Annotated in this window: 23 protein-coding genes and 1 tRNA gene; 14 read left to right on the plus strand and 10 right to left on the minus strand. The window is 43.3% G+C overall.

All coding sequences use genetic code 11. The features are described 5' to 3' along the window. Window positions 1-14: 14 nt before the first annotated feature. The 3 genes from ACEN2L_RS09150 to ACEN2L_RS09160 are packed head-to-tail and all read right to left on the minus strand — an operon-like array spanning window position 15 to window position 4,848. Entirely contained in the window at window positions 15-1,082 is a 1,068-nt protein-coding gene (locus tag ACEN2L_RS09150; RefSeq protein WP_441743370.1) for an efflux RND transporter periplasmic adaptor subunit, read from the minus strand. Continuing rightward, window positions 1,079-4,528 carry an efflux RND transporter permease subunit gene (locus ACEN2L_RS09155; RefSeq protein WP_441743371.1) on the minus strand — a complete coding sequence of 1,150 codons (3,450 nt, stop codon included), beginning with the start codon at window positions 4,526-4,528 and terminating at the stop codon, window positions 1,079-1,081. Before ACEN2L_RS09155 ends, ACEN2L_RS09150 begins: the two co-directional genes overlap by 4 nt. Window positions 4,529-4,551: 23 nt before the next feature. Further along, complete coding sequence (locus tag ACEN2L_RS09160; RefSeq protein ID WP_441743372.1) at window positions 4,552-4,848, minus strand: ArsR/SmtB family transcription factor; 297 nt, start codon at window positions 4,846-4,848, stop codon at window positions 4,552-4,554. Window positions 4,849-4,976: 128 nt separating this feature from the next. On the opposite strand from ACEN2L_RS09160, the gene ACEN2L_RS09165 reads away from it, so the two are divergent. Continuing rightward, complete coding sequence (locus tag ACEN2L_RS09165; RefSeq protein ID WP_441743373.1) at window positions 4,977-5,165, plus strand: YgaP family membrane protein; 189 nt, start codon at window positions 4,977-4,979, stop codon at window positions 5,163-5,165. Between the two features lie 3 nt (window positions 5,166-5,168). Further along, entirely contained in the window at window positions 5,169-5,522 is a 354-nt protein-coding gene (locus ACEN2L_RS09170; protein WP_441743374.1) for a rhodanese-like domain-containing protein, read from the plus strand. An 81-nt stretch (window positions 5,523-5,603) separates the two neighbouring features. Here ACEN2L_RS09170 and ACEN2L_RS09175 read toward each other — a convergent pair whose 3' ends face one another. After that, window positions 5,604-6,233, minus strand: a complete 630-nt coding sequence (locus ACEN2L_RS09175) for a carbonic anhydrase (protein WP_441743375.1) — start codon at window positions 6,231-6,233, stop codon at window positions 5,604-5,606. Window positions 6,234-6,321: 88 nt separating this feature from the next. Between ACEN2L_RS09175 and ACEN2L_RS09180 the strand changes: the two genes are divergently transcribed. The 6 genes from ACEN2L_RS09180 to ACEN2L_RS09205 all read left to right on the plus strand — a co-directional run bounded on the left by ACEN2L_RS09180 (window position 6,322) and on the right by ACEN2L_RS09205 (window position 11,152). Beyond that, window positions 6,322-7,026 (plus strand): DNA alkylation repair protein, encoded by a 705-nt coding sequence (locus ACEN2L_RS09180; RefSeq protein WP_441743376.1) that lies wholly within the window; start codon window positions 6,322-6,324, stop codon window positions 7,024-7,026. Between the two features lie 36 nt (window positions 7,027-7,062). Then, on the plus strand, window positions 7,063-7,518 hold the full coding sequence (locus tag ACEN2L_RS09185) for a hypothetical protein (RefSeq protein ID WP_441743377.1): 456 nt from the start codon (window positions 7,063-7,065) through the stop codon (window positions 7,516-7,518). Between the two features lie 527 nt (window positions 7,519-8,045). Then, window positions 8,046-9,611 carry a cytochrome ubiquinol oxidase subunit I gene (locus tag ACEN2L_RS09190; RefSeq protein WP_441743378.1) on the plus strand — a complete coding sequence of 522 codons (1,566 nt, stop codon included), beginning with the start codon at window positions 8,046-8,048 and terminating at the stop codon, window positions 9,609-9,611. Beyond that, entirely contained in the window at window positions 9,611-10,744 is a 1,134-nt protein-coding gene (cydB, locus tag ACEN2L_RS09195) for a cytochrome d ubiquinol oxidase subunit II (RefSeq protein ID WP_441743379.1), read from the plus strand. The genes ACEN2L_RS09190 and cydB overlap by 1 nt, the downstream gene beginning before the upstream one ends. A gap of 11 nt (window positions 10,745-10,755) precedes the next feature. Further along, window positions 10,756-10,857, plus strand: a complete 102-nt coding sequence (gene cydX / locus ACEN2L_RS09200) for a cytochrome bd-I oxidase subunit CydX (RefSeq protein ID WP_306022761.1) — start codon at window positions 10,756-10,758, stop codon at window positions 10,855-10,857. Further along, window positions 10,850-11,152, plus strand: a complete 303-nt coding sequence (locus ACEN2L_RS09205) for a cyd operon YbgE family protein (protein WP_441743380.1) — start codon at window positions 10,850-10,852, stop codon at window positions 11,150-11,152. Before cydX ends, ACEN2L_RS09205 begins: the two co-directional genes overlap by 8 nt. Before the next feature lie 63 nt (window positions 11,153-11,215). Here the strand turns inward: ACEN2L_RS09205 and ACEN2L_RS09210 are convergent, their stop codons facing one another. The 3 genes from ACEN2L_RS09210 to ACEN2L_RS09220 all read right to left on the minus strand — a co-directional run bounded on the left by ACEN2L_RS09210 (window position 11,216) and on the right by ACEN2L_RS09220 (window position 13,480). Then, the gene (locus ACEN2L_RS09210; RefSeq protein WP_306022763.1) at window positions 11,216-11,590 is read right to left on the minus strand and encodes a putative zinc-binding protein; all 375 of its coding nucleotides are present in this window, start codon (window positions 11,588-11,590) and stop codon (window positions 11,216-11,218) included. Between the two features lie 116 nt (window positions 11,591-11,706). Further along, window positions 11,707-12,459: a fumarate/nitrate reduction transcriptional regulator Fnr gene (fnr, locus tag ACEN2L_RS09215; RefSeq protein ID WP_306022764.1), complete on the minus strand. Its 753-nt coding sequence runs from the start codon at window positions 12,457-12,459 to the stop codon at window positions 11,707-11,709. A 118-nt stretch (window positions 12,460-12,577) separates the two neighbouring features. Further along, window positions 12,578-13,480, minus strand: a complete 903-nt coding sequence (locus ACEN2L_RS09220) for a LysR family transcriptional regulator (protein ID WP_306022765.1) — start codon at window positions 13,478-13,480, stop codon at window positions 12,578-12,580. A 139-nt stretch (window positions 13,481-13,619) separates the two neighbouring features. On the opposite strand from ACEN2L_RS09220, the gene ACEN2L_RS09225 reads away from it, so the two are divergent. From ACEN2L_RS09225 to ACEN2L_RS09240, 4 genes are all read left to right on the plus strand, one after another. Further along, window positions 13,620-14,087: a MaoC family dehydratase gene (locus tag ACEN2L_RS09225; RefSeq protein WP_441743381.1), complete on the plus strand. Its 468-nt coding sequence runs from the start codon at window positions 13,620-13,622 to the stop codon at window positions 14,085-14,087. Between the two features lie 447 nt (window positions 14,088-14,534). Then, on the plus strand, window positions 14,535-17,219 hold the full coding sequence (locus ACEN2L_RS09230) for a TonB-dependent receptor plug domain-containing protein (protein ID WP_441743382.1): 2,685 nt from the start codon (window positions 14,535-14,537) through the stop codon (window positions 17,217-17,219). A gap of 386 nt (window positions 17,220-17,605) precedes the next feature. Next, entirely contained in the window at window positions 17,606-17,905 is a 300-nt protein-coding gene (locus ACEN2L_RS09235; protein WP_306022767.1) for a 4a-hydroxytetrahydrobiopterin dehydratase, read from the plus strand. A gap of 172 nt (window positions 17,906-18,077) precedes the next feature. After that, window positions 18,078-18,154: transfer RNA gene (locus ACEN2L_RS09240), tRNA-Met, on the plus strand. Between the two features lie 493 nt (window positions 18,155-18,647). On the opposite strand, the gene ACEN2L_RS09245 is transcribed toward ACEN2L_RS09240, so the two are convergent. The 3 genes from ACEN2L_RS09245 to ACEN2L_RS09255 are packed head-to-tail and all read right to left on the minus strand — an operon-like array spanning window position 18,648 to window position 22,417. After that, a complete protein-coding gene (locus tag ACEN2L_RS09245; RefSeq protein ID WP_441743383.1) occupies window positions 18,648-19,649 on the minus strand; it encodes a LacI family DNA-binding transcriptional regulator in 1,002 nt (333 codons plus the stop codon). 52 nt (window positions 19,650-19,701) lie between these two features. Next, window positions 19,702-21,027 carry a glycoside-pentoside-hexuronide (GPH):cation symporter gene (locus tag ACEN2L_RS09250; protein ID WP_441743384.1) on the minus strand — a complete coding sequence of 442 codons (1,326 nt, stop codon included), beginning with the start codon at window positions 21,025-21,027 and terminating at the stop codon, window positions 19,702-19,704. Window positions 21,028-21,034: 7 nt separating this feature from the next. After that, entirely contained in the window at window positions 21,035-22,417 is a 1,383-nt protein-coding gene (locus ACEN2L_RS09255; protein WP_441743385.1) for a GH1 family beta-glucosidase, read from the minus strand. 268 nt (window positions 22,418-22,685) lie between these two features. Here ACEN2L_RS09255 and ACEN2L_RS09260 point away from each other — a divergent pair, with 268 nt between their 5' ends. After that, window positions 22,686-23,969: a sugar MFS transporter gene (locus ACEN2L_RS09260; RefSeq protein WP_441743386.1), complete on the plus strand. Its 1,284-nt coding sequence runs from the start codon at window positions 22,686-22,688 to the stop codon at window positions 23,967-23,969. Further along, window positions 23,969-26,512: a glycoside hydrolase family 3 protein gene (locus tag ACEN2L_RS09265; protein ID WP_441743387.1), complete on the plus strand. Its 2,544-nt coding sequence runs from the start codon at window positions 23,969-23,971 to the stop codon at window positions 26,510-26,512. Before ACEN2L_RS09260 ends, ACEN2L_RS09265 begins: the two co-directional genes overlap by 1 nt. The last annotated feature ends 244 nt before the right edge of the window (window positions 26,513-26,756 follow it).

Here is a 26,756-nt window from a genome sequence, read left to right on the forward strand (position 1 = left end):
TTACTCAACAGTGCTTATTTTATCATGGGACTTATTATTTCTCCTGGCACTAAACCTGATACCACTTCCACTTTGTCACCCACGGTTTCACCTAATCTGATAAAACGTCGACTGAGTTGATTGTCGTTAACAACCCAGACGCGGTCTAGTTGTCCAAAACTTTCTACCCAAGCCTGCGGCACAAGGATGACGCTTTCATCTTCTAGGGGAATTTGCAAACGGGCAAACATGCCGGGACGTAATTGTTCATTGAATTGAATATCCGCCTTCACTATAAAACTATGGGCGTTAGGATCGGCCGCTGGGACAAGCTCCGAAATAGTGGCCGGAATTTGCATATCTACACTGTCAATATACACACTGAGTTGTTGGCCTAGGCTTAACTTAATGGCTACCGCTTCACGCACATCGGCTTCAATAAGTAATGTCATGGGATTGTATAATGCGAGTAAGGGCTGACCTGGAGTCGCCATATTGCCGGGTTCAGCTTTTCTATCGACAATTCGACCTGAAATTGGCGCGACGATATTGCTATAGCCCAAAGCCGCTTCTGCCTCTTTTTGCCCTTGTATGGCGGTTTGCACCTCACCGCTTAATCGGGTAAACACGGCTTGCGCTTGGTCTAAATCAGCATTTGAAGCCAAGCCCTGTTGCTTGAGGTTTTGCACCCGCCCAAGTGCATTTTTTGCTTCATTCATTGAACCTTGTAAAGAGCTTAGTCGAGATTTTGACTGGGCAACTTGACTCATTAAACTGCTGTTTTCCAAAACAATCAGCGGCATGCCTTGCGTAACGTGATCACCTGCACGCACATTAATTTTTTCAATGCGCGCCAAAATTCGGCTTGAAATCAAGGTGGTTTCACGAGCCTTTAAACTGGCCGGAGCCGATTCCATTTTACTTATTTTGCTGACAGCAACCTGCCATGTGTTGTTAGGAGCACTAGCCGCTGAATCGTTGTTCTTGACCTCATGTGGCGCGACTTTGTCAGAAAACAAACCCGCCATCCAGGCAATAGACAGGGTTAAAACAACGATGGCGCCAAGGGGAGCAACGACTTTGCCCAGTGTTGATGAGTTCATGCTGGATTCTCCTGTGTTGAAGTTAATGGGAGTGAGTTTGAATGAGTGCCAATAGTGGGTGTATTGGTATTGTTGTCAGTTGAATGATCGTCTTTGTCAAATACCAAGAAGTACACCATTGGGACGACTAATAGCGAAAAGAACGTTGAAGCGATGATGCCAAAGATGATGGCCAGCGCTAAGCCACTAAATACTGGGTCGAGAATAATCACCACATTGCCCAATAAAGTTGTGCCAGCGGTCAGCAGCACAGGGCGCATGCGTACAGTGCCAGCGGCCAACAAAGCTTGCTTGATGTTATACCCTTGCGTGCGAGCCAGAGTAATAAATTCGACCAAAATGAGCGAGTTTCTGACTACGATACCAGCGAGGGCAATCATGCCTATCATGGCGGTTGCGGTAAATAATACCGGATCAGGTGCGCCGCCTATCCAGCGCTCACCAAATTGATTCATCAACCAAAAGCCCGGCATGATACCGATAACGGTTAAGGGAATGGCAGACATAATAATCAGGGCCAAACCACTGCTGGCGGTTTGCCAGCGCAGTACAAAAAAGATCCCCACTAAGGCGAACGCAAAGGCGATACCCATATCGCGAAATACATCGATGGTAATCAGCCATTCACCTTCACCGCCAAAATTAATGGTGACGCCTTGCGGTACCGCCCAGTTAACATCGGCCCCAGAATTCAGATAGCTGCGTTCTTGCCAATCACTAGAAGGAGTTTGGTTTAGCATGGCCTGATTAATATCAGCCACGCTCATGGGGTCAGTAGCGAGTAAGCGGTCTGACGTCACATCAGCAATGATTTCTGCCGGCGTACGCCCCGATAGTTCTGCTGTGACATAAATTACCGGACGTAAGTCTTTGTGCAAAATCGGCTGGCTGACTTCGACGGTTTGCCATTGCCCCAGCTCGGCCAAATTCACAATGGGTTGCGGTGCGGGCTGTAAACCCACTCCAGCATCTTGTTGGGCAATGCCTAACATGCCTTTGAGGGGCAGAGCATCAAAATCACTTGCTTGATTGGCCGTGACAAAAGGGAGCTTTAATTCAATATCAAGAGGCACGGCTTCGTTTTCTCGCTGAAATACACCTGCGCTGATACCTTGCACAGCTAAATCTAAGGTACGGTTAATATCCGCTGTTGAAATGCCAGATAATGCCGCTTTTTGTTTATCTACCACAAAGCGCGCAATCTCTTGTGTGGCCGTCATGCTGGAATCTATTTCAAGCACATGCGGCTCTTTAGCTAGGCGTTGCATTAACACGTGTGCCGCTTGTTGTTGGGTGGCTAAATCTACAAAGGGCTCGGCGTATACTTCAGCTACAAGCGTACTCAGTACTGGTGGGCCGGGCGGCACTTCTACCACTTTGATATGAGTATTGGGGCCTTGAAAATGCGCTAATTGCTCACGTAAGCGCAACACCACACCATGGGACTGATGTTCACGCAGCGCCTTATCAATCAATATCAAGCGCACTTCAGCTTGATAAGGTGCATTACGTTGATAGTACTGGCGTACCATGCCATTAAAGTCCATGGGCGACGCTTCGCCTACGTAGGCAGCCAGCAGACTAACTTCAGGAAAGGTTTTGGCGATTTCCATGACCTGCTGGGTCAGGGCGGCGCTGTTTTCTAAGGTCGACGATTCAGGTAAGTCAATAAGTAGCTGAATTTCATTTTTATTGTCAAACGGCAATAATTTTAAAGGTACGCTGCGAAACATCGGTAACAAACAGGCAGCGATAAATAAGACCAGGACTAACCACAGCCCTAGTTTTGCGCGCTTCTTATTGGCAATTAAAGGGCTGAGCATTCGGTCGTAAAAAGACGGGCCATGTGCTTCGGCGACTGCTTCTTTTTTAAGAATTTTTGCGGCTAACCACGGCGTGATCAAAAACGCGACAAAGCCCGATATGCTAACGCTAATTGGCACATTAAAGGCCATCGGTGCCATGTATGGGCCCATCATACCTGTTATAAACGCCAAGGGTACGAAGGCTAAAATAATGGTCACGGTTGACATGATCAAGGGGGAGCGAATTTCGGCCATAGCGGCAACAATACGTTCACCCTTTGGATTGTTGTCTTTGCTCTTTGGTAGGTTTAAAAAGCGGCTGATGTTATCGATACCTGTGATGGGATCGTCTACCAATAAACCTAGGGATAAAATGAGGGCAAACAAGGTCACTCGGTTAATACTGTAACCTAACATCAAATCTAACATTAAGGTCAGGCCGTAACAAACCGGTATGGCTAAACCCACCACGATAGCGGCGCGCCAGCCTAAGAAAATAGCAATAAACACCACCACAGTGAAAATAGCAAAGGCTAAACTGGAAGTCAGGTCGTTAACTTTTTCGTTGGCGGTTTGACCGTAATCACGAAGTACTTTGTAATGCACCTCAGGGGGTAAAAAATCCTGTTTCAGCTCCGCCATTTTAGCCAATACAGCGTCGGCTACACTGACGGCATTGGTGCCTTTTTGTTTGGCCACGCTAATGGTAACAAGTGGGTTGGCTTGCTGACTGAGGGCTTTATCTTCGCTAGTTTGACTGTCCTGTTTGGCTTGGTGGCTGTACTCTAACCATTGATAGGCTTTGACTGTTTCTTGGGCGTCAATGATCTGGGCAACGTCTTGCAATAAAACGGCTTTGCCATTGACCATATTCACCACTAAGTTATTGAGTTCAGCTAAACTGCGCAGTACATCACCTGATTCAATAAGCACTGCTTTTGCACCCATGACCACCGCAGATGAGGTTTCTATTTGATTAGACTGACGGATGGCATCATAAACATTCAATGCGCTGGTTTGATGAGCGGCTAGGGCAGTCATGTCTAACTCAACCTGAATTTTTCGTTCACGGCCACCAATGACTTTGACTTCACTGGTATCTTCAATGCCTTGTAAGAGGGTTGATACTTCTTGTGCAATGCGATGTAAAGCCACATCGTTGTAACGTTGCTCGTTACTGCTGACTAAACCAATCATTACAATTGGGACATCGTCCACTTCCACCGGTTTAAGCTGCCAGTTGGCAACAACGGGCGGAATTAAGTTTTGGTTTGCATAAAGTTTGTTGTAGGTATTAAGTAGGGCATCTTCACGGTTTTCACCGACAAAAAAGCGTAATACCACAGACAATCTGCCGTCTAAGGAGCTGGAGTAAACATGCTCAACCCCTGATATTTGGGTTAGTAGCTTTTCGAGAGACGTTGTGACTTGTCGCTCAACTTGTCGCGCGGTTAAATTGGGGACATCAACCATCACCTCAATCATCGGAACCACAATTTGGGGCTCTTCTTCACGTGGGGTGATTTGCAACGCAATAATGCCTGCCACGATGGCAAACATAAATAAAAATAGCGGTAAGCCACCCTTCAGCGAGTATCGAACTGCTTTGTCAATGGGGGTGGAATTGAGATGTTCAGTCACGGGCTATCTCCAGTGAAGTTAGATTAGGCACCACAAAAAAACTCGTAGAGTTTTTCAATGATTTGTTTAACCCGCGGATCGCTGACCGAGTAATAAATACTCTGGGCATCGCGGCGCGTATCCACCAACTTATGCTCACGCAGTGCGGCAAGATGCTGTGATAAGGCTGATTGGCCTAACGGCACATTAGCATTGAGCTGGGACACGCTGCACTCTTGGTTTAATAGCGTACACAAAATCATTAAGCGATTTTTATTCGCCAGTATTTTCATAAAGGCCTCAGCTTGACTCGCATTGTTGGCTAATTGTTCTAATTCCACCTTGTTCAACCTATGGGTTATTAACAAACTTAGCGCATTATAAGCGTTATATTAGAAATTGCTAATATTAGTTGCTTCTAATATTAGGAGGGTCTAATATAGATGCCTATTCACAGTGGAGAGTTAAAATGAAATTACATGCGGCCTTGCGTTTAGTTGCTGGAGTGATGCTATTGTTGTCATTGGCATTAACTTATTGGGTTCACCCTAATTGGATTTTTTTTAGTGCTTTTATCGGGCTTAACCTGTTGCAGTCAGCGTTTACCCGTTGGTGTCCGATGATTACTATTTTGAAAAAACTAGGTTTCGAGGAGTAATTTATGTTGTTACCTGTTGGTGATTTAATAAAAGAAGTAAAACAAAATATCCGCTGTATTGATGCTAAAACCGCTACTGCTGAAAGAGAGGCGAACAAAGGCTTATTGATTGATGTACGTGAGCCTGCCGAACACGTCGCTAAGCCTGCCGAGGGGGCCATTAATATCCCTCGTGGTTTGCTTGAGATGAAAATGATGGAAATCGAAAAAGATCCCAGCCGTGCAATTTATCTACACTGTGCCACTTCAGCCAGAGCGGCATTAGGCGCAGAGCAGTTGAAAAGAGTTGGCTATGAAAATGTCAGTGTGATTACCTGCGGTATGGATGAAATTCAGCGCTGCTGCCAGGGCGAATAAATTGCTTTTAGCGCGATGTGAATGTGTGCTGCCAATTAAAAACTCACCTACAAGTGCATGTACTTGAAGTGAGTTTTTTTATTATAAGCCCTCAATAAAGGTCACTATTCCTGTCTTCAATGAATATTCAGCACCGATGATAGTCAGTTTACCTTCTTGCACCAGTTGTTCTAAGCGCGCTGAGCCATGCCTGAGTTGGTTAGTAGAAGCAAGAATATTAGCGTGAACTGAAGCATCTAATAACTTATCGTCTTGATGGCGTAATTCAGTGTGAAATAGCGGCTCAACGGTGGGCATGATTCGATTCACTATTGACAGCAAATTGAATGAATGGGCTCCTTTTGGATTTTTTAACTCTTCGATAGCCGCTTTTACTGCGCCGCATTGTGAATGCCCCAAAACCACCACCAACGCGGTACCGAAGGTATCAGTAGCAAATTCAATGCTGCCTACTTGAGATGGTGCAACAATATTGCCCGCTACACGAATAACAAATAAGTCGCCTAAACCTTGGTCAAACACAATTTCTGCTGGCACCCGCGAGTCAGCACAACCTAAAATAATAGCAAAAGGCGCTTGGCCTTCTACAAACTCTTCACGTTGGGATTGCTTTATCATGTTATCAATACTGCGCACACCAGACACAAACCGTTTATTACCGTCTTTTAAACGTTGAATTGCCTCGATGCCTGATACCATGAGTTGTGCCACAAATTGCTTCCTTGATGTTTGGATAAATAAAACGATGTTATACCATTTATTAAGTTGGTTTGTGAGCTGGCATGAGGGCCTTACCTAGATGAATAGTGAATATGTTGTGCGCCAACTAAATAAACAGGCAAGCGCTGAATACGCTGAAAAAATGCAAGGTTATTTTAAAACCGGCCAAGGGCAATATGGTCATGGGGATGTGTTTTGGGGATTGCGTATGCCTGTATTGCGGGATGCGGTAAAGCAATTTCATGCCTTAGCCCTTGAACACACCTTAAGCTTACTCGTTTCAGAAGTGCATGAGTTACGCTTATTTGCTTTACTGTTGCTGGTGAAACAATACCAAACAGGGCCGCCTGCCAGCAAAAAACGTATATTTGATAGTTATTTAGCTCATACAACTTATATCAATAATTGGGATTTAGTAGATTGTTCCGCCCACTTAATTGTTGGACCACAGTTACAGAGCCAAGCTCGCGACACCTTATATCAGCTTGCCCAATCATCATTATTATGGGAAAGGCGTATCGCAATAATGGCCACCTTGCATTTTATTAGAGCCAAAGATTATCAGGATACTTTGCAGCTTGGGGCGGTATTATTGAATGATCCCCACGACTTGATCCATAAGGCAGTAGGGTGGATGTTAAGAGAGGTAGGGAATCGAAATAAACCCATAGAAGAGGCATTTTTAAAAACGCATTATAAAGTGATGCCAAGGACGATGTTAAGATATGCCATCGAAAAGTTTCCTGAAAACGAACGGCAAGCGTATTTAAAAGGGCGAATTTAGTACCTGATTTGAAGGCTGTAATGGGATAATAGAAGTATGAGCGATATAACAAAAGGGTGGGCCACTGAAGGTAAAATGTGGTGGCACTGCGTCAATGCGGGTATAGCCACAGACACAGAATTTAGGGCGTGGGCGACTAACTGCTGCATGCCTGATAGGGCGTTAACCAGCCAACTGCAAGCTATTGCATCGGGTGCTAGGATAGCCCCTGAAGAACTGTTATTAGTCTTAGCCAAGTGTATTCCTGAACCAGATGATGACAGCTGGTGGATCTTAACTAAGCAGCGAGTGTCTGAGGCCTTAGTGTCTCAAAAGATAAGTGCTGAATATATCGCTGGGTACTTTCATCACTTTGCTTTGAGCGCTGAGATCCCAGCTTGCGACCGGGAGGCGTTGTACCAATTTGAATTAGAATACGCCTGTTTGAATGAAGGATTCGCTACCCAAGCTGAGGTAGATAGCAAGGTAATGCGTTTCTTTACTATGCCTTAGCGCTCAAGCGAGTTGATTTTTTGACTCACACGAAATAAGCGATTGTTGCCCACCGGTGTTTCGACATTGCGCATGTTTTGAGCACTCCCCGCCGTATTTACTCTGTCTTGGCTACTAACCAAACGGAGTGCTTAAAAATTAAACTCAAAAGATAAACGCGCCTTAGTCGCCTTGTTGTAAAACGCCTAGCACCTCAAAAAATTTGGCTTCACATAGCCGTAAAAATCAAAAAAGTTGATGTAAATCAAAGTCAGCTTTTTCGATTCCTCTGACAATATTTACATTCTCTTATTTTACTTCATTAGGAATAGTTGTGTTTAAACGCTGGCGGAATGTTTTTCCTGAGGATTCGATCTTTCGAATCCCTTTGGTATGTGAAATCAGTGTCGTTGTGGTTTTAAAAATAATCCTACTCATTGTTTTATGGCACGTCGCCTTTAAACCGCTTAAACCTACTGAAGCCCCAGATATGACGACACAATTAATATCTAAACCCACTTCGATTACCCACACTAAGGAAATACAGCATGACTGACTTTGCAGTGGATCTCTCGCGGCTGCAATTTGCGTTAACCGCGATGTACCACTTTATTTTTGTACCATTGACCTTGGGCCTCAGTTTTATTTTGGCCATTATGGAGTCGGTTTACGTGATGACCGGCAAACAAGTTTATAAAGATATGGTGAAATTTTGGGGTAAGTTATTTGGCATCAACTTTGCTCTAGGTGTGACTACCGGTTTAACCATGGAATTTCAGTTTGGCACGAATTGGTCTTATTACTCGCATTATGTAGGAGATATATTTGGCGCGCCCTTAGCCATCGAAGGATTAATGGCTTTTTTTCTTGAATCCACTTTCGTTGGTTTGTTCTTTTTTGGTTGGGACCGGCTCACTCGAGTGCAGCATTTAACGGTGACGTGGTTAGTGGCTATCGGCAGCAACTTATCTGCTTTATGGATTTTGATAGCCAATGGCTGGATGCAAAATCCGGTGGGTTCAGAATTTAACTACGAAACCATGCGCATGGAAGTGACAAACTTTGCTGAAGTGATATTTAATCCGGTGGCTCAAGTTAAATTTGTGCACACGGTTTCAGCGGGTTACGTGACCGGCGCGATGTTTGTTTTGTCTTTGTCTGCTTACTATTTGCTAAAACGCCAAGACGTAAACTTCGCCAAACGCTCCTTTGCGATTGCTGCAGCTTTTGGTTTGGCTTCCGTGATTTCTGTGATCATCCTCGGTGATGAAAGCGGCTATGAAATTGGCGATGTGCAAAAAATGAAACTAGCCGCTATTGAAGCTGAGTGGGAAACCCAACCAGCACCTGCTGACTTCACCTTAATTGGTTTTCCAAGCCAAGAAAAACAAGAAACCCTCGGCGCAGTAAAAATTCCCTATGCACTGGGTATTATTGCCACCCGCTCTCTGTCTGAAGAAGTTGAAGGTATTCATGAACTACAACAAAAAGCCCGGTTGCGCATTGTTAATGGTATGAAAGCCTACGGTTTATTAACGCAACTAAAAGCAGGCCAAGATACACCACAAGTGCGCGCTGCCTTTGAAGAGGTCAAACAAGACTTAGGTTACGGCTTGTTATTAAAACGCTATACCGACGAGGTGGTGGATGCCACTGACGCCCAAATTGACCAAGCTGCCAAAGATACGACGCCTAAAGTTGCCCCTATATTTTGGTCGTTCAGAGTGATGGTAGCGTGTGGCTTTTTTATGTTGTTTATCTTTGCTTTTGCATTTTGGTTAAGCACAAAACATCAGATTGAAAAACCTCGTTGGTTTTTACGTCTGGCGCTTTGGTCTTTGCCTCTGCCATGGATTGCCTGTGAAACCGGTTGGTTTGTGGCCGAATATGGCCGTCAACCTTGGTCAATTGCTGAAATATTGCCTACCAGGCTGGCGGCATCAAGCTTAACAACAGGGCAGGTGTGGACGTCGATGATTGGCATTATTTTGTTCTACACCGTGCTACTTATTATCGAAATGTATTTGATGATTCGATTCTCAAAACAAGGACCGAGTTCTCTACATACGGGTAAATATGATCTTGAAAAACAATTAGTCGGGGAGCATGCCTAATGGACTACGAAACGTTACGTATTATTTGGTGGGTGTTAATTGGTGTATTACTCATTGGCTTTGCCGTCACCGATGGATTTGATTTAGGAGTAGGGGCTTTATTGCGCATCATTGGCCACACAGACAGTGAGCGCCGGGTGATGATTAATACCATAGGGCCTCATTGGGATGGTAATCAGGTTTGGTTTATCACCGCCGGCGGTGCCTTGTTTGCCGCTTACCCCTTGATTTATGCCGCCTCTTTTTCTGGGTTTTATTTTGCTTTGCTTATTACCTTGGCGGCCTTATGGATGCGTCCTGTAGGATTTGACTATCGCAGTAAAATTGACAGCCCGAGGTGGCGTAATAATTGGGATTGGGCAATTTTTGCCAGTGGAATTGTGCCATCGTTAATATTTGGAGTGGCCTTAGGCAATCTCTTTTTGGGTGTACCCCTTAACTACGATGTGATGTTACGCCCTAGTTACGACGGTGGTTTATTGGGTCTGTTACGTCCTTTTGCCCTACTTGCCGGTTTGGTCAGCGTCAGTATGTTATTGATGCATGGGGCAGTGTGGTTACAAATGAAAACAGATGGCTTTATTTATCGCCGCTCTGTGAATACTGCCGTCATTCTAGGAATAGCCACTACTGTGATGTTTGGCGTGGCGGGCATCTGGGTGGGACAGTTAGATGGCTATCACCTAAGCAGTGTGATGGATCATAATGGACCCTCAAATCCCCTTAACAAAACCGTTGAGTTGGTTGAAGGTGGCTGGTTAAGTAATTATCACGAGTATCCACTAATGGTGTTAGCGCCAATATTAGGTTTAGTAAGTCCCTTGTTGGTGGCATTTTTAAGTGTCAAAGGACGAGCAGGTTGGGCTTTTACCGCCTCTAGCTTAGCTATTTCAGGCATTATACTGACCACGGGCTTTTCATTGTTTCCGTTCTTGATGCCCAGCAGTACCCAACTAAACGCATCATTAACTGTGTGGGATGCCACTTCTAGTGAAACAACACTCATGATTATGTTTGGCGTCGCCTGTGTCTTCGTCCCTCTTATTTTACTTTACACAGCGTGGGGCTATTGGGTTATGCGTGGACGCGTTACTGAAAAAGACATTGCAGCAGACTCTCATCAACTTTATTAAGGAATAGTACTATGTGGTATTTTACGTGGATATTAGGCGTGTTATTGGCCTGTGCCTTTGGCATCATCAATGTTATGTGGTTAGAAAACAGCATGGACTTTGAAGATGAGTAAGCACCTCAAGTTGAACATGGAGGAGCCAAGGGAAAATCCCCTTGGCTTTTTAAACATTTTGGTATTTTGCTTGTCATTGGCGGTGATGATAATCATCACCGCTTGGCCACATGTATTTGGCACTTCGGCAGATAGCATGGCGCATGATGCTGCGATGTTAAGTATGGTTGGGATGAGTTGTGGCTTTATTTATGGCATTGGTTTTACGCCAAAAATGCGAGTTTTTAAGCTTTTATTCTCAGCCCCAGTGGCCTTGATATTAATGCTCGCGGGTTTCTTTTTAGCCTTGGTATAAAGAATTAAAACAGCTTATTAGCGAGAAATCGTGCAGCTTTTTATCTACCTGTCGCTTAATTATTTAGTTGCTTGCTGTTAATAAACATTGCACTGTTTTGAGTACGTTCGCCATATGAGCGTAGTCAAACGGGCTTTGTTTCCTCGAATTTTCAGTGAAATCTGACAAGATGATATGCCAAGTAGGGGCGATCTGACTTAGATTTAAAGCCTTTTTCACACAGTGTAAGTCACACCCGTCGATTGCCATGACTCGTGGGGTATCGGTGATGCCTACCGTGGCCTGCTTCATTGCTTGGCTAAGTTGGCTCACTGAGGTTCGTTCAGCCAGTCCTTCAATATCCATGACTTTCGCCAGATCATTGGCAAACTTAGCGTTTTCGCATTGTCCGCTACATGTAACAATAAGGGGAAGCTCAGTGTGATAGGGCGCGTTCATCGAATACCTGCTTATGCCATGGGCAAAAATAACCCGTAAAATAATGGCATAAGCATAAGATTAATATGGTCTATTTGACTTGATGTGAATCAACGTTCGGTTCTTTGCACTAAGATTTATTCAGCACCTTTGGCCAACTGTTGTAAACCCGCAATATCGTTAATGCTCACTTCTTTTTTATCTACCGAGATAACCCGTGCTTTTTGTAAGCGGGCAAACGTTCTGCTTACCGTTTCAATCGTCAGACCAAGATAGTTGCCGATATCAGTGCGTGACATAGGCAGTAAAAACTGAGTGGAAGATAAACTTCGGCTACTATTTCGTGTTGATATACTGAGTAACAGTGATGCTATACGAGCTTCAGCGCTACTCTTACCCAACAAGCTAATAATTTGCTGCTCTTGGGTGATTTCTCGGCTCATTAACTGCAAAAAGTGACGTTGCAGCTTGGGTAATTGCATGCTCACTTCTTCGAGTCGATTAAAAGGGATTTCGCAAATAGACGAGGTTTCTAAGGCAATAACAGAGTTGGTATGAGTATTGTTTGCTAATCCATCTAAACCAACGACTTCACCAGGTAGGTAAAACCCCGTGACTTGTTCATTTCCGCTATCACTGATCGTTAGCGCTTTTACTGCACCTGAGCGGATAGCATATACAGCAGTAAAGGGGTCGCCAGCCCGATACAAATATTCGCCTTTGTGAAGGGGGCGGCCGCGTTGAATAATTTTATTGAGCTGGTCAATATCATCAATGTGCAAACTAACAGGCATACATATTGTGTTTAAACGACAACTCCCACAACTGACTTTTATATCGTGTGTGCAGTGTTTGTCACTTGTTTGTGCGATTATTTGACTATTTTCCATCAGTATTATTAACCACCGTTTTTACTCAACTCAGATACTGTCAATATTTTACTATGAGCCTAAATTTAAATAACAGGTTTTGTTCATTATTTTGGCTCAATACCATAGTACGCTACCCTTAGTTAGGATGATAGGCACTTGCTACTTGCGCTATTTGTTCGCGCATCCACATGTGCGCATAATCCATATCTGCACTTACATGCCAGTATAAAAAATACTCCAAGGCGGGTAAGTCAAACGGCAATTCGTATAGCGATATCTCGTAATGTTTAGCTAAGTGGTAAGGTAAGCAAGCAATCAAATCGGTTTTGACGATGGTACTGGGCACTGTTAAAAAATGTTGACTGCGCATGACTACATTTCGCTTTGCTCCTAGCTTATCAATGGCAACGTCAATCGGCCCTGCACCACTGCGACGGTGGCTGATGTTTATGTGACCTAAACGTAAGAACGTTTCCATGTTCATGCCTTGCGCTAAGTCAGGGTGATTTTTGCGTGCAACGACTACGAGTCTGTCTTGCGCAATTTTTTGTTTACACAGATGGGGATCGCTAAAAGACGAGGCATCGGCATAAAAGTCTAAGTGACCACTGGCCATCGCTGAAACAATATTATTGCGCTCTAAATCATAGTTAGTCAGCGATATTTTTGGTGCACTGCTTTGAAGTAGGGCGGTTAGCCTTGGCATGATGCTCACTTCAAGCAAATCTCTGGAAGCAAAGTGAAAGGTTTTTTCAGCTTTGAGTGGGTCGAAAATATGGCTTTGCTGCACACTTTTACGCAGCAAGCCGAGAGCTTCTCTGGCGGGGCCAATAATATTTTGGGCAACCGGGGTGGGTGTCATGCTGTGACCGGTGCGAACAAATAGTGGATCGTTTAACATTTCTCGCAGTCTGGCGAGTGAATTACTGACAGCGGGTTGTGTTATGCAAAGTACATCTGCGGCTTTGGTCAAACTTCCTGCTGTGTAAATAGCGTCAAAAACAGCAAATAAATTGAGGTCAATTCGATTTAAGTTCATATTACGTACCTAGAAAAGATGTTAATACGATATTAACGTTTTATTATTAGTTAAATCAATATATCAATATACAGAACATTCATTTTGTTGATAGTTCTTGCTTTGTTATGCTGGTAGAAATGAAGCTTACAAGGACAAAATGATGCATAAAACACTGCTAGAATTAGCGATTGATGAACAGTTAGCCCCGAGTGAATGGATAAAAATCACGCAAGCGGATATCGATTTATTTGCAGAGGCGACCGGCGACCATCAATGGATCCACGTTGACGCGCAGCGCTGTGCAAAAGAAAGCCCTTTTAAAACAACCATCGCTCATGGCTATCTTACTGTGACGCTCATGCCTAATGCCTTTTATGCTATGTTTGCCGCTGATCCTCACTATAAGACAATTTTAAATTACGGTGTTGACAAAATCCGTTTTTTGGAACCCGTTCGCGTTAACGATAGTATTCGTTTCGTATCTACCTTGATAAAAGTTGAACAAAAACAATCGGGTTGCTTGTTTTACTTTGACACTGAAGCACAAATTGATGGAAGGACGAAGCCCGCAATGAAAGGGACCTTTTTGATGTTGTTGGCTGGTGCAACCTTGCCTCAGTCTTAATCTCGCTATTTTAACTATGAGCAATGGCTGCTCTGTTTTATTAATCAATTTTGTTTATAGATTATTAGACTACAGTACAATTTGGGGGGCGATGGATTGTGATGACTGTCATGATGATGATACGCCCTCGTTATAAGTTAAGTATTTAAAAATTAAAGATAATGTTTCTCCTGTTGCAAACTAATTTTCCCCCTTGCTTTCTGGTCTGACCATTGTTGAAATTGATGTTTACATATCAATAACAATTTATTTACATACTCGCTCTACACGCCTACTATCAATACAGCGATAAATCGCGAAAGCGTATTTATGGTTACAAACTCAGTGACATAAAAATATTGTTAGAGTTAGAACGTTTGATTAGCGTGTCGAGATGCCACACAGAAGCTTAACGCTTGTTACTGAAAACGCTTTTAATATCTGATAATTCACGTATTGGGACACATCATGAAACTAAAAACTAAGTTAAGCTTGCTTTCAGTAGCAATCGCCTCGCAAATGTTGGTTGGACAAGCCAGTGTTCTCGCTCAAGAACAGACCGTTAAAGAAAGCGAAGTTGAACTCATTATGGTTACCGGCAGCTTTGTGCGCCGTAGCGAAAATTTTGAATCTCCTTCACCTCTAGCTGTTATCGACGCCGTTTCTATCGATTCGATTGGCGCTAAAAATATCAGTGATATTACGCAAACATTGACCATCAATACTGGTGCACAAAACAATCCAGATGCCTTTACACAGAATGCAACGGCTGGGACGTCAAATATAAATTTAAGAGGACTAGGGGTTGCGTCAACCTTAGTCTTACTTAACAACAAAAGACAAGTCGTCAACGCCCAGCCCACTAATGATGGCCTAAATTTTGTGGATACCAGCTCCTTAGTTCCAATGATTGCAATTGGTCGTATGGAAGTGGTTAAAGACGGCGCGTCGGCCTTATATGGTTCAGATGCAGTTGCAGGTGTTGTTAACTTTATTACCAAACAAGATTACAACGGCGCCAAGATAACCGCAGATTATCAAGACGGTGCACACGGTAATAACAAAGAATATGTCCTGCAAGGTCTGTGGGGCGCAACCAGCGAAGACAGCAGCGTGCTGGCTGCAATTAGTTACACCAACCGTTCGCCGTTATTCATCTCTGACCGTCGTTTGAGTCGTCCTCAAGATGATACAAGTGCACTGGGTAATCCTGGTTCATTTTTTGTGCCTGCGTTTGGCAATATTCCGGTAGTCGACCCTGGATGTGAAGCCTACGGCGGTACCTTGGACAGAAGGGCGCCGGCCGGTACCTTACCTGGTGGTTTGGAAATTGGTTTATGTGGCTTTGACTTTGGACCTTATTATTCATACGTTGCCGATGAAACTCGGGTTAACGCTTACGTCAAAGCAGACTATGACTTAAGTGATGACATTACGTGGACCACTGAAGTGAGTTTTGCTCGTAATCGTGCAGAGCGCGGCGGGGCACCTAGTTTCCCAATCTTAACGTCTCCGGTAGTGCCTGCTGATCACCCAGAAAACTTTCTTGGATTGCCGATGGCCTTTTTTGGTCGAGCTGAAGGTAACGGGTTTCAAGGTGATGCGGCAAATACTGAATCAGATACCTTTAGATTCAGTACCATGTTGCAAGGTGAATTAGATAATGGATTTTGGGAAGCCAGTTATACCACCGGTGTCAATGACTTTTTGTTTAAAGTACCAGATGTACTCAATACCGAATTTAACTTGGCGTTGAATGGTTTAGGTGGTTCTGACTGTAACCCACTTACCGGCACACCAGGTGTTGGTTCTTGTGAATATTTCAACCCATTCTCAACGTCCTATTCAACTGCACCAAACTCACAGTACGTTGTAGATTCGTTTACCGGTGAAGAAGTCATCGATTCCAAAGCCGAAATGCAAGTGTTTGAAGCTTTCGCTTCCTTAGATGTTTTTGATATGGATGGCGGCACCGCGGGCTTAGCGCTTGGTGTGCAATATCGCGAAGAAAAATTATCTCAGGACTACGACGCTTTAGCGAACCAAGACAGTTTCACCTTTGTTATTGGTAACCCTGACTTTGACGGTAAACTCGATGTTTACGCACTGTTTGGTGAATTAGCTTTGCCTGTTAGCACTGACTTAGATGTACAACTTGCCTTACGTTATGAAAATTACGGCGGCAACATTGGTGACACCATTGATCCAAAACTAGCTTTGTCTTGGCGCGCTAACGACGATTTTTCTGTAAGAGCGTCCATTTCAACCTCATTCAGAGCCCCCACAGTATTTTTGAGAAATGGTGGCGCAACCTCTTTGCAACAGTTAACGGATCCAATTCAACAGGCTAGTGCCTTTGCTGCTGTAAGAACGGCGGGTAATGAAAATTTGAAACCTGAAGAATCAACAGCTTATAACATTGGTTTTTCTTATGAGCCTGTGACAGATTGGTCAATTGAGGTCGATTATTGGAATTTCCAATTTGAAGACTTGATCATACAAGAAAACGCTCAGGCAGTACTGACCGCAAACCCTCAAGACCCTGATCGTATTATCAGAGCGGGTGATCCATTGACTGGGCCGTTGTTGCAAGTAAACAATACTTATGTGAATGCGAGTTCACTTGAAACCTCTGGTTTAGACTTTGTGACCAGTTATAAAATCCGTACTGACATGGGTGACTTCACGCCAAACATTAATGCGACCTATATTACCCAATATGATCTTGTTGATCCTCAAGCAGGTAAAGTTGAAGCCGCTGGACGCAGAAACTTCACCAATATCGGGGTTTCTTCTCCAGAATTGCGTATGAACTTGGGTCTTAACTGGCAACATGAAGCCCATTCAGCGAACATTTTTGTACGTTATGTTAGCAGCTACGACGATGATCAAAACTGCTCAGACGGCACATTGAGTGTGGGTGGCTGTGCTGACGGCTTCAAACAAATCGACAGCCATGTGACCATCGATGCACAATATAATGTCAACTTAGGTGATATTATGGGTACTGATACCAGCTATTTATTAACGGTAGGTGGCATTAACATCACGGATGAAGATCCACCCCAAGTATTCACAAACAGCGGTTTTGATTCAAAAGTACATGATCCTCGTGGACGTCAACTCTATGTGCGTCTAGCGGTTGAGTTTTAACACTTTATAATCACACGATGTAAATCCCCAGAAAGGTTGTGCCGCCACATGGTGTAGCCAATCTGGGGATTTTAATTTGTAGGTGGCTAAGAATGATTCGTTTTCGCTGCCCAACTAGCCACAAAATAGTCTTGCTTAAAGCGATACGCTACAAATAACTCGCTCGTATAATCAATAAACTTAAAGCCTTTAAGATGAATCCGCCATAGCATCCCTGTAGTTAAATCTCTACACCTTACTTGTGAAACGTTATTACTTTGACGCTGTTGTGCGAGTTACAAATCCAGCATACTCAAGGCTTTATGACCTAGCATAGTTGAACTCTTACGCTTCGCTGGGCTCAAATCTGAACCCTTCACAGACATTGCATTTGGAGAAAAACGCGTATGCAAAAATACACAGCTGAACAAATCGATCATGCTTTAAAAGAATTGAACGCAAATTTAGAAGACTCTCAACAATGGCAAATTGCTGAGGACAAACTTGTTAAAACGTTTAAGTTCAAAAGTTTTATCCGCGCTTTCGGTTGGATGTCACAAATTGCCATTTGTGCAGAAAAACTAAATCATCATCCTGAATGGTTTAATGTTTATAACAAAGTAGAGGTTAAATTGACCACCCATGACGTGGACGGGATCAGTGAATTAGATTTTAAATTAGCGTCTAAAATGGAATTGTTTTATTAAAAACGGATAAAGTTGTGCGTTATTAATACGTTATGGTTATTTAATAATCAAACAAACGTTATTAAGAGATTTTATATGATTCAGGCCTTGCGCCCAGCTAATGCCTATGTATAATACGCCCTCCTTCGAAAGGGGCTTATTTGAAAAGCAACTTTCAAAGTGAAAATTCAGGCGCGGGATGGAGCAGTCTGGTAGCTCGTCGGGCTCATAACCCGAAGGTCGTAGGTTCAAATCCTGCTCCCGCAACCATATATTTAAGCCCTGTTATTACAGGGCTTTTTTATGCCTGTTTAAAAGTGACTGATACATGTTTATTGGTTTGTTTTACTCCTGTTATCAAATGTTTTGTAGAAACAAAGTGCTAAGTTAGGACGACATTGTGCCTCTAGCACGAACGAAATTGTTTTTGTTGATGGGCTCATCACTATCTTCTTTCTTCCGCGTTTTTTGGCTTGATACATCGCTTGTTCATCGAAACCGATTACGGGGCTACTATCGAGACATTAGCCAAAAGAATAAACGGGGTACTAGATCAAGCGCTCTTACTCTATCAGTGCAATACACTTGTTGAGCTACAAATAGTGGTCAGGGAATCGATGAGCACCTATAACCAGATGAGGCCGCACCTGAGTTTAGATATGAAATCACTTAGTGAAGCGCATATAATCAGAAGCCAGCGAAAAACGCGGGCTTAACACCGTCAATTTATTTTAGAACGGAACAATGAAGCGATCAAAATATATTAATTTACTTTTTTGACAGAGTCTCTAACGACTAATTCGGGTGTGAATAAGTGTTGGACATCTTCTTTACGATCAACATATAGATTGTTCAGTACCCAGCTGGCAGCGGTTTTACCGATTGCTGAGATAGGATAATTAATGGTTGAAAGTTTAGGGTAGGTGTAACGACTGAAAATAAGATTGTCGAAGCCCATAACCGATATATCGTCAGGAATATGACGGCCTTTTTCACGTAAGGCACTCATGGCTCCAGCGGCCATCTCATCATTTGCACAAGCAATGGCACTAAAATATAAGCCTGTTTCTAGTAAGTATTGAACGCCTTTTTGCCCTCCTTCTTCTTGAAAGTTACCTTCAAACATAAGCCTTGGATGAGGCTGTACATCAAATTCAGCTAAGGCACGTAAATGCCCCTTATAACGATCATTGGCATCTATTTTCCATAAAGGCCCTGCGATGTAGGCAATATCACGATGGCCTTGTTGGAGTAAAAAATGGGTAGCGATGTAACCACCTAGTTCGTTATCTAGGCAAATACAATTTGAGGCTATTTCTGGGATGTAGCGGTTTACTGTAACAAAAGGGATATTGCGTTTTTTAAGGTCAATTAGATAGTCATCAGACACCGCTTCTACATGCAAAATAAGTGCATCGCAGCTGCGGCTAATTAGAAACTCAACCCCTTCTTTTTCGCTTTTTTCATCACTGTGGCCGGCGGTGATAACCGCATGTTTGCCAAATTCACGTAGGGCAAGTTCAATGTCACTCATCATGGTGCCGTAAAATGAACCGTGTAATTCTGAAACTAAAATTCCAACACTATTTGAGCGGTTTGATGCAAGGGATTGCGCCATAGTATTGGGACGGTAATCCAACGTTTTCATGGCTGATAAGACTTTGTTTTTGGTTTTCTCACTGACAATAGAGTTATTGTTAATAACTCTCGATACGGTTGCCAATGATACACCCGCGAGTTCTGAGACTTGATAAATTGTTGCCATAGTGTAGCTAATATTCCATTAACACTGCTGCCTTAAAGGCATTAAGTTGTGCTTAGGTCACCTTACTCAACTCTTTTTGAATGTTGCTGACCTTTGTTTCGGTTAGCCGATAGTAGCGCATTATAAAAGCAACTAACAAGGAGGCAATGCCAGGATAAATAGCAAATGAAAATACGATGCCTTGTTTCACGCTATCACTTTGCTCTGCTCCTGCTTCATAGCCATAAAAAGCTAATAACCAACCTGCAAAAGCACCACCAAGAGCAAGACCAAGTTTAATAAAAAATACCACTGATGAGTATACAATGCCGGTTATTCTGATCCCCGTTAGCCACTGTCCATAATCTACCGTGTCCGCCATTTTTGCCCATAGAAGTGGAGTCGCCATTTGAATAAAGAAACTCCACAGAAAATACGCAATAAATGCTAAGAACAGTTGCTCTGCGCCAATAAAATAGCTCAACATACTGATAATCGCAGCCACAACTTGCAATCCGATATAGGCTTTCACTTTACCGATTTTTCGGGCGATATAAGGTGAACATAAACAGCCCACTATATTGCCTATCATGCCTAAGGTGATAAACGCAGTGATGAGCTCTTCGCGCTGTAAGTAGTATTTCACATAATAAATCGCCAGTGTTGAGCGCAGCACCATGCCAATTAATAAAAACAGAGCAGCCCCGCATAACACGCGCCATTGGTCATTTTTCAGCAGTGATTTAAAGTCTTGTTTGAGAGTGGTTTTAACATCACTCGGTGCAATTACTCTTTCTTTGGTGCCAAAAAAGCATAATAAAAATAATCCAATGCCCAAGATACTCATCGCGCCAATAGTCAGTTGGTAGCCCTTGGCTTTGTCTCCAGCTCCAAACCAATCAACCAGGGGCAACGTCAATGATGTGACGAGTAAACCACCAAGCATGGCGCAAACAAAGCGATAAGATTGTAGAGATACTCGTTCACCGGGGTCGCTGGTCATCACCGCACCCAAAGCAGAGTAGGGAATGTTGATTGAGGTGTAGGCAATCATCAACAAGCTATAAGTCACAAAGGCATAAATAATTTTACCCTGAACCGACAAATCAGGTGTGGTGAAGGCGAGTACACTGATCGCGGCAAAAGGAACGCAGAGCCAGAGTAGGTAGGGACGAAATTTACCATGGCGACTTTGAGTGCGATCCGTTATCGCGCCCATCAGTGGGTCGGTGACCGCATCCAAAATTCTTACGGCTAAAAACATAGTGCCGACTATTGCAGGCGAAATACCAAAAATATCCGTATAGAAAAAAGACAAAAACAACATGACCGTCTGAAAAACGATGTTGCTGGCAGTGTCACCAAGTCCGTAGGCAATTTTTTCTCGAGTATGTAGCATAGATAAATTAACCTATTAAATGACTTACACGATGAGGTCTGCTGTTTAATAAATTTCGATACGCTAAACCACTGGCCTTAATTGTTCGTTTCATCGTTGCGTAATCAACATACACAATACCAAAACGTTTGGCATAACCTTCTGCCCATTCAAAATTATCCATTAAACTCCAGGCGAAATACCCTCTTATATCAACGCCCTGTCTTATTGCGTCATCTACTGCCAATAAGTGACTTTGATAATAGTCTACACGTTGTCGGTCATTAACGGTGTTGTTGATAATTTTGTCCGGCATGGCCGCACCATTTTCAGTGATTAAAATGGGAGGCAGCTTATAAGTACGGTGCAAGTCGAGTAAAAGTTCTGATAAACCTTGCGGATATATTTCCCAACCCATGTCGGTTAGGGGCAGCGGTTTATCCATGACTTTTTGAAACCCTTGTTGAGTTTCTGCCTGATAGATTTCGCGGGTGTAATAGTTAACGCCAATATAGTCTAAGGGCGCCGAGATAATCGCTAAATCGCCTTCAACAATATCAGGTCTATGGGCATGGGGTAGCTGATTGATTAAATCGGGATAAGCCCCTTCTAAAACAGGTCTGATATACCATTGATTAAAATGTTGATCGGCCAATTTAGCGGCTGCTAGGTCAGCGGGATTTTCGGTGAGACTATGACAAGGACTGAAATTCAACACAATACCGTTTAAGGCAGTCGGACAGTTTTTTTGTAGAACTTGCATGGCCAAACCGTGAGCCAAAAGTAAATGATGAGCTGCTTTTTTTCCATACTCGGGGCCGATTAAGCCCGGCGCATGCACACCAATTTCGTAACCTAAATAGGCACTGCAAAACGGCTCATTGAGAGTGGCATAAGAGAATACTTTGTCGCCAAAGGCCTTGCTGATTAAGTCGACATAATTTTGAAATAAATACGCTGTTTGACGGTTGAGCCATCCACCCATGTCTTCGATATGTTGAGGTAGATCCCAGTGATAGAGAGTGACATAGGCTTTGATATTTTTGGCCTGTAATTTATCCAGTATATTGTTGTAAAAATCTACCCCGTCTTTGACTAATTGTCCCTGTTTATCAATCACCCGTGGCCATGATATCGAAAAGCGGTAAGCGTCAACGCCTAATGAAGCGATTAAATCGATATCTTGTTCCCACAAGGAGAAGTGATCGCAGGCAGTCAAGCCATTTGAGTGGTCTTTAATTGTGCCGGGTTTGTCGCAAAAGGTATCCCATATATTTTTTAATCTTGAAGTTGCCCCACCTTCAATTTGAAACGCCGCAGTGGCCACGCCAAAAGTAAAATCGCTCGACAACAAACGCGAGTCGCTGGGTAGTTGCAGAGAATGGGTAAGAAGGGCAGGTTGCTTTAGCATGGTAGTTCTCTTTTTATACGACATATTTCGGGAAGGCTTGCATAGCTTCACAACAATAAAAAACTAGACATTTTTATTTGTTGCAATTATTGTAAGCGCTTACATAAATGTTATATCGATGTTAATGTTGCGTCAATTAGAAATGTTACAGTGAAGCGCTATCCACTCAATTTATTCTTATTTATCAATGGTATAAAGCCTAATAAAGATAAATAAAATGGGTTCGCGATAGGCTTTTTTGTTCAATTATTGTTACTAAGGGTTAAAAATGGCTCAAATACCAATGGCTGAGGTAGGCAATGCTCATGCTCAGCTTGCACCTGAACAGAAACATGGCTTTGCGCTAGTTTCGCTAACTTCGTTGTTTTTTATGTGGGGTTTCATTACCGCCCTCAATGACATTTTGATCCCTCATTTAAAAGACATCTTTGTTTTAAATTATGCCCAAGCTAATTTGATTCAATTCTGTTTTTTTGGTGCTTATTTCATTATTTCAGTTCCTGCAGGCAATCTTGTTAAAAAGATTGGTTACCAAAAAGGCATTGCTTCTGGATTATTCACGGCGGCATTGGGCTGCCTTCTTTTTATCCCTGCGGCGGTATTAGAAATATATTGGATGTTTCTAGGGGCCTTATTTGTATTGGCCTCAGGTATTACGGTGTTACAAGTTGCGGCTAATCCATTAGTGACACTACTAGGCAGCGCGAGCAAGGCGAGTAGCCGTCTAACCATGACTCAGGCTTTCAATTCTTTAGGCACCACAATTGCGCCGATTATTGGCGGGTATTTACTTTTTAGCACTGTGCAATCAAATGTCGAAAGTGAAGCACAAAAGGTCATCGTTCCTTATATTGTGCTGGCATCAATGCTGGTCGCGCTCGCGGTTTATTTTTTGAACGTAAAGTTGTCAGGCACTCAGCCTCAGCAAGTTGATACGACGCAAATCTCATCCATGAAATCTTTATTTAAACATCGACATTTAACGTTAGGCGCCTTAGGGATATTTGCTTATGTTGGCGCAGAAGTGTCAATCGGTGGCTTATTGATTAACTTCTTAGGCGAAAAGCACATCGCAGATATGCCTCAAGCAGTTGCTGCTAATTATATTGCCTACTATTGGGGGGGCGCCATGGTAGGACGTTTTATCGGTGCGGTGCTAATGCAGAAAGTGTCACCCAAACTTTTACTGAGCGTTAATTGTTTGATTTCAGTCTGTTTGTTAATGATCGCTATTTTAGGCTCAGGCCCATTGGCCATGTGGTCAATACTGTTGATTGGCCTATTCAACTCGATCATGTTTCCTACCATTTTTAGTCTGAGTTTGTTTGGTTTAGGGGCTAACACCAGTCAGGGCTCTGGATTACTGTGTTTAGCGATTGTAGGCGGTGCCATTGTACCGGTTGTCCAGGGCTTATTGGCCGACCAAATTGGCTTGCAACTTTCATTTTTATTACCCGTACTTTGTTATGCATATATCGCGTATTTTGCATTGTTTGGTTCAAATCCTCGCCAGAATGATGCTCAAGTTAACTCATCAGGAGTGCCCCTTTAATGAAATTTACCCCTTTACACACTGCGTTGCTACTCTCTTTGGTTGCTGTTGGAGGCTGCAGTCAAGCACCAGACAACAATACGACAGTAGAAAATAAAGCGACAACAACGAAAGTGCCAGATTTCTGGCCTGCGTTAGATATTCAGATTAAGTCGGATCCTACTGTTGAAGCCCAGGTGGCTGACTTATTGAGTTCAATGACGATCGAACAAAAGGTCGCACAAACTATTCAACCGGAAATCCGAGATATCACGGTGGCAGACATGCGCCGTTATGGTTTTGGCTCGTACCTGAATGGGGGAGGTGCTTTTCCAAATAATGATAAACATGCCACGCCACAAGATTGGATAGCCCTAGCACAAAAAATGTATTTAGCATCCATAGATGACAGTGAAGACGGCTCTACCATTCCCACAATGTGGGGTACCGATGCTGTGCATGGTCACAACAATGTTATCGGCGCGACGTTGTTTCCACACAATATTGGTTTGGGAGCAGCCCATAACCCAGACTTAATGAAACAAGTTGCAAAAATTACCGCTAAAGAAGTGATGGCCACAGGTATTGATTGGATTTTTGCTCCTACCGTGGCCACCGTCCAGGACGATCGTTGGGGGCGAACTTACGAAAGTTATTCAGAAGATCCCGCAATAATTCGAGAATACTCTCATGCATTTGTGGAAGGTTTACAGGGTGATCCTCGTAGTGGCTATTTCAATGACGACAATGTTATTTCTACGGTAAAACATTTTGTTGGTGATGGCGGTACTGTTAATGGTGATGACCAAGGTGACAACGTATCAAGCGAACAACATTTGTTCGAGCGCCATGCACAAGGTTATGTGGGGGGCTTAAGCGCAGGAGCTCAATCGGTAATGGCCTCGTTTAATAGTTGGCATGGCGAAAAAGTACATGGTAGTCGTTACTTATTGACTGAAGTGTTAAAAGAAAGAATGGGTTTTGATGGTTTTGTGGTGGGCGACTGGAATGGTCATGGACAGGTGCCGGGATGCAGTAATGAGAGCTGTCCACAAGCAATGAATGCTGGTCTTGATATCTACATGGTGGCGACGCCAGCATGGAAGCCACTATATGAAAATACCTTAGAGCAAGTAAAAACCGGCGTTATTTCGATGTCGCGACTGGACGACGCTGTAAGCCGTATCCTGCGCGTTAAAGTGCGTGCAGGTTTATTTACTAAGCCTGCACCAGCCGATAGAAAATTCGCAAACTTAGACAATGTTATCGGTAACGAAGCCCATCGAGCAGTGGCCCGTCAGGCAGTGAGAGAGTCTTTAGTATTGCTTAAAAATAACAAGCAATTGCTCCCGATTAGGCCGCAGCAATCGATTTTAATCGCAGGTGATGGCGCTGATAATATCGGCAAGCAGTCCGGCGGTTGGACGATTACATGGCAAGGTACAGGTAATAACAACCAAGACTTCCCCGGTGGTCATTCTATTTATCAAGGTATAAAAGAAAAAGTCGATGCCGCTGGCGGCACCATTGTGCTTTCGGAAACCGGAGAATATACCGATAAACCTGATGTTGCTATTGTAGTATTTGGTGAAGAGCCTTATGCCGAAGGTAATGGTGATATCGATAACCTTGAATACCAGCGTGGCAATAAGCGAGATTTAGCGCTTTTGAAAAAATATAAAGCAGCTGGTATTCCCACTGTTAGCATCTTTTTAAGTGGTCGTCCTCTGTGGGTCAACCCTGAGCTCAACGCTTCAGATGCTTTTGTTGCAGCATGGTTGCCTGGCAGCCAAGGCGAGGGGGTGGCTGATGTCATCATGGCAAACGAAGCGGGTGACGCTAGCTATGACTTCACGGGGCGCTTGCCTTTTTCATGGCCCATGACCCCAAGCCAATCCCCGCTAAATTTTTATGATGAGGATTATCAGCCCTTATTCAAATTAGGATATGGCCTGAGTTATACCAGCCCTGCTGAACTAGCCAATGACTTAAATGAGGTTGTTGCTGAGGAGGCTTCAGGCACTCAAACTCGCGCATTGTTTGATAGGCGTGCGATTGCTCCTTGGTACGTTGCAACCCTTGATGACGGTAACGTGATGCAAATGAACAGCAGTACCTTAAGTACAGCTAGTTTGGCTATTCGTACTCAAGATAGACGGGTTCAAGAAGACTCATTGCAACTCACCTGGCTTGATAACAGTCAGGCTAAATTTTTATTAATGAGCAACTTTCCTGAAGATTTTCGTGCACTAAGCGACAGCCATTCAACTATTCAATTTGATATCAAATTATTGTCTGGCCTGCCTGAATCTATCTCGCTATCAATAGAGTGTGGTGAGCAATGTAAGGGCGAAACCTCGTTTGTCGACTTAATAGATGCAGATAACGACCAGTGGCAAACCATTACAATTGACCTACAGTGCTTTACGAATAAAGGTGTAAATTTTGCGTCAGTTATCGCGCCGTTCGTCTTACAAGCAAGTGAAAATACCAGCATTGTTATTTCAGACATCGTGCTAACGCCGCAAACAAAAGACCTTGCATTGTTAAAATGTGAATTGTAAAAATAGGCATGCACAGAAAGCACAGCGTTCTGTGCATGCCCCAATGTGTTGACGTCTTCAACACATACCTTGTTTATCATTTTTACCTTACCGTTTATTCTATTTATTAAATCAATTTAGTTTATGAATTGTAAGTGCTTTCATTTTTACGGTCGCGAATTGTAACTAAATTGTTTACCTTTGCAGTTCGCCGAATTGTTTGAAACCCATTAAAGACTGTTTTTATACGCATGCTACTGCGCAG

Source organism: Flavobacterium sp. W21_SRS_FM6 (assembly GCF_052119645.1).
Classification (GTDB): Bacteria; Pseudomonadota; Gammaproteobacteria; order Enterobacterales; family Alteromonadaceae; genus Paraglaciecola.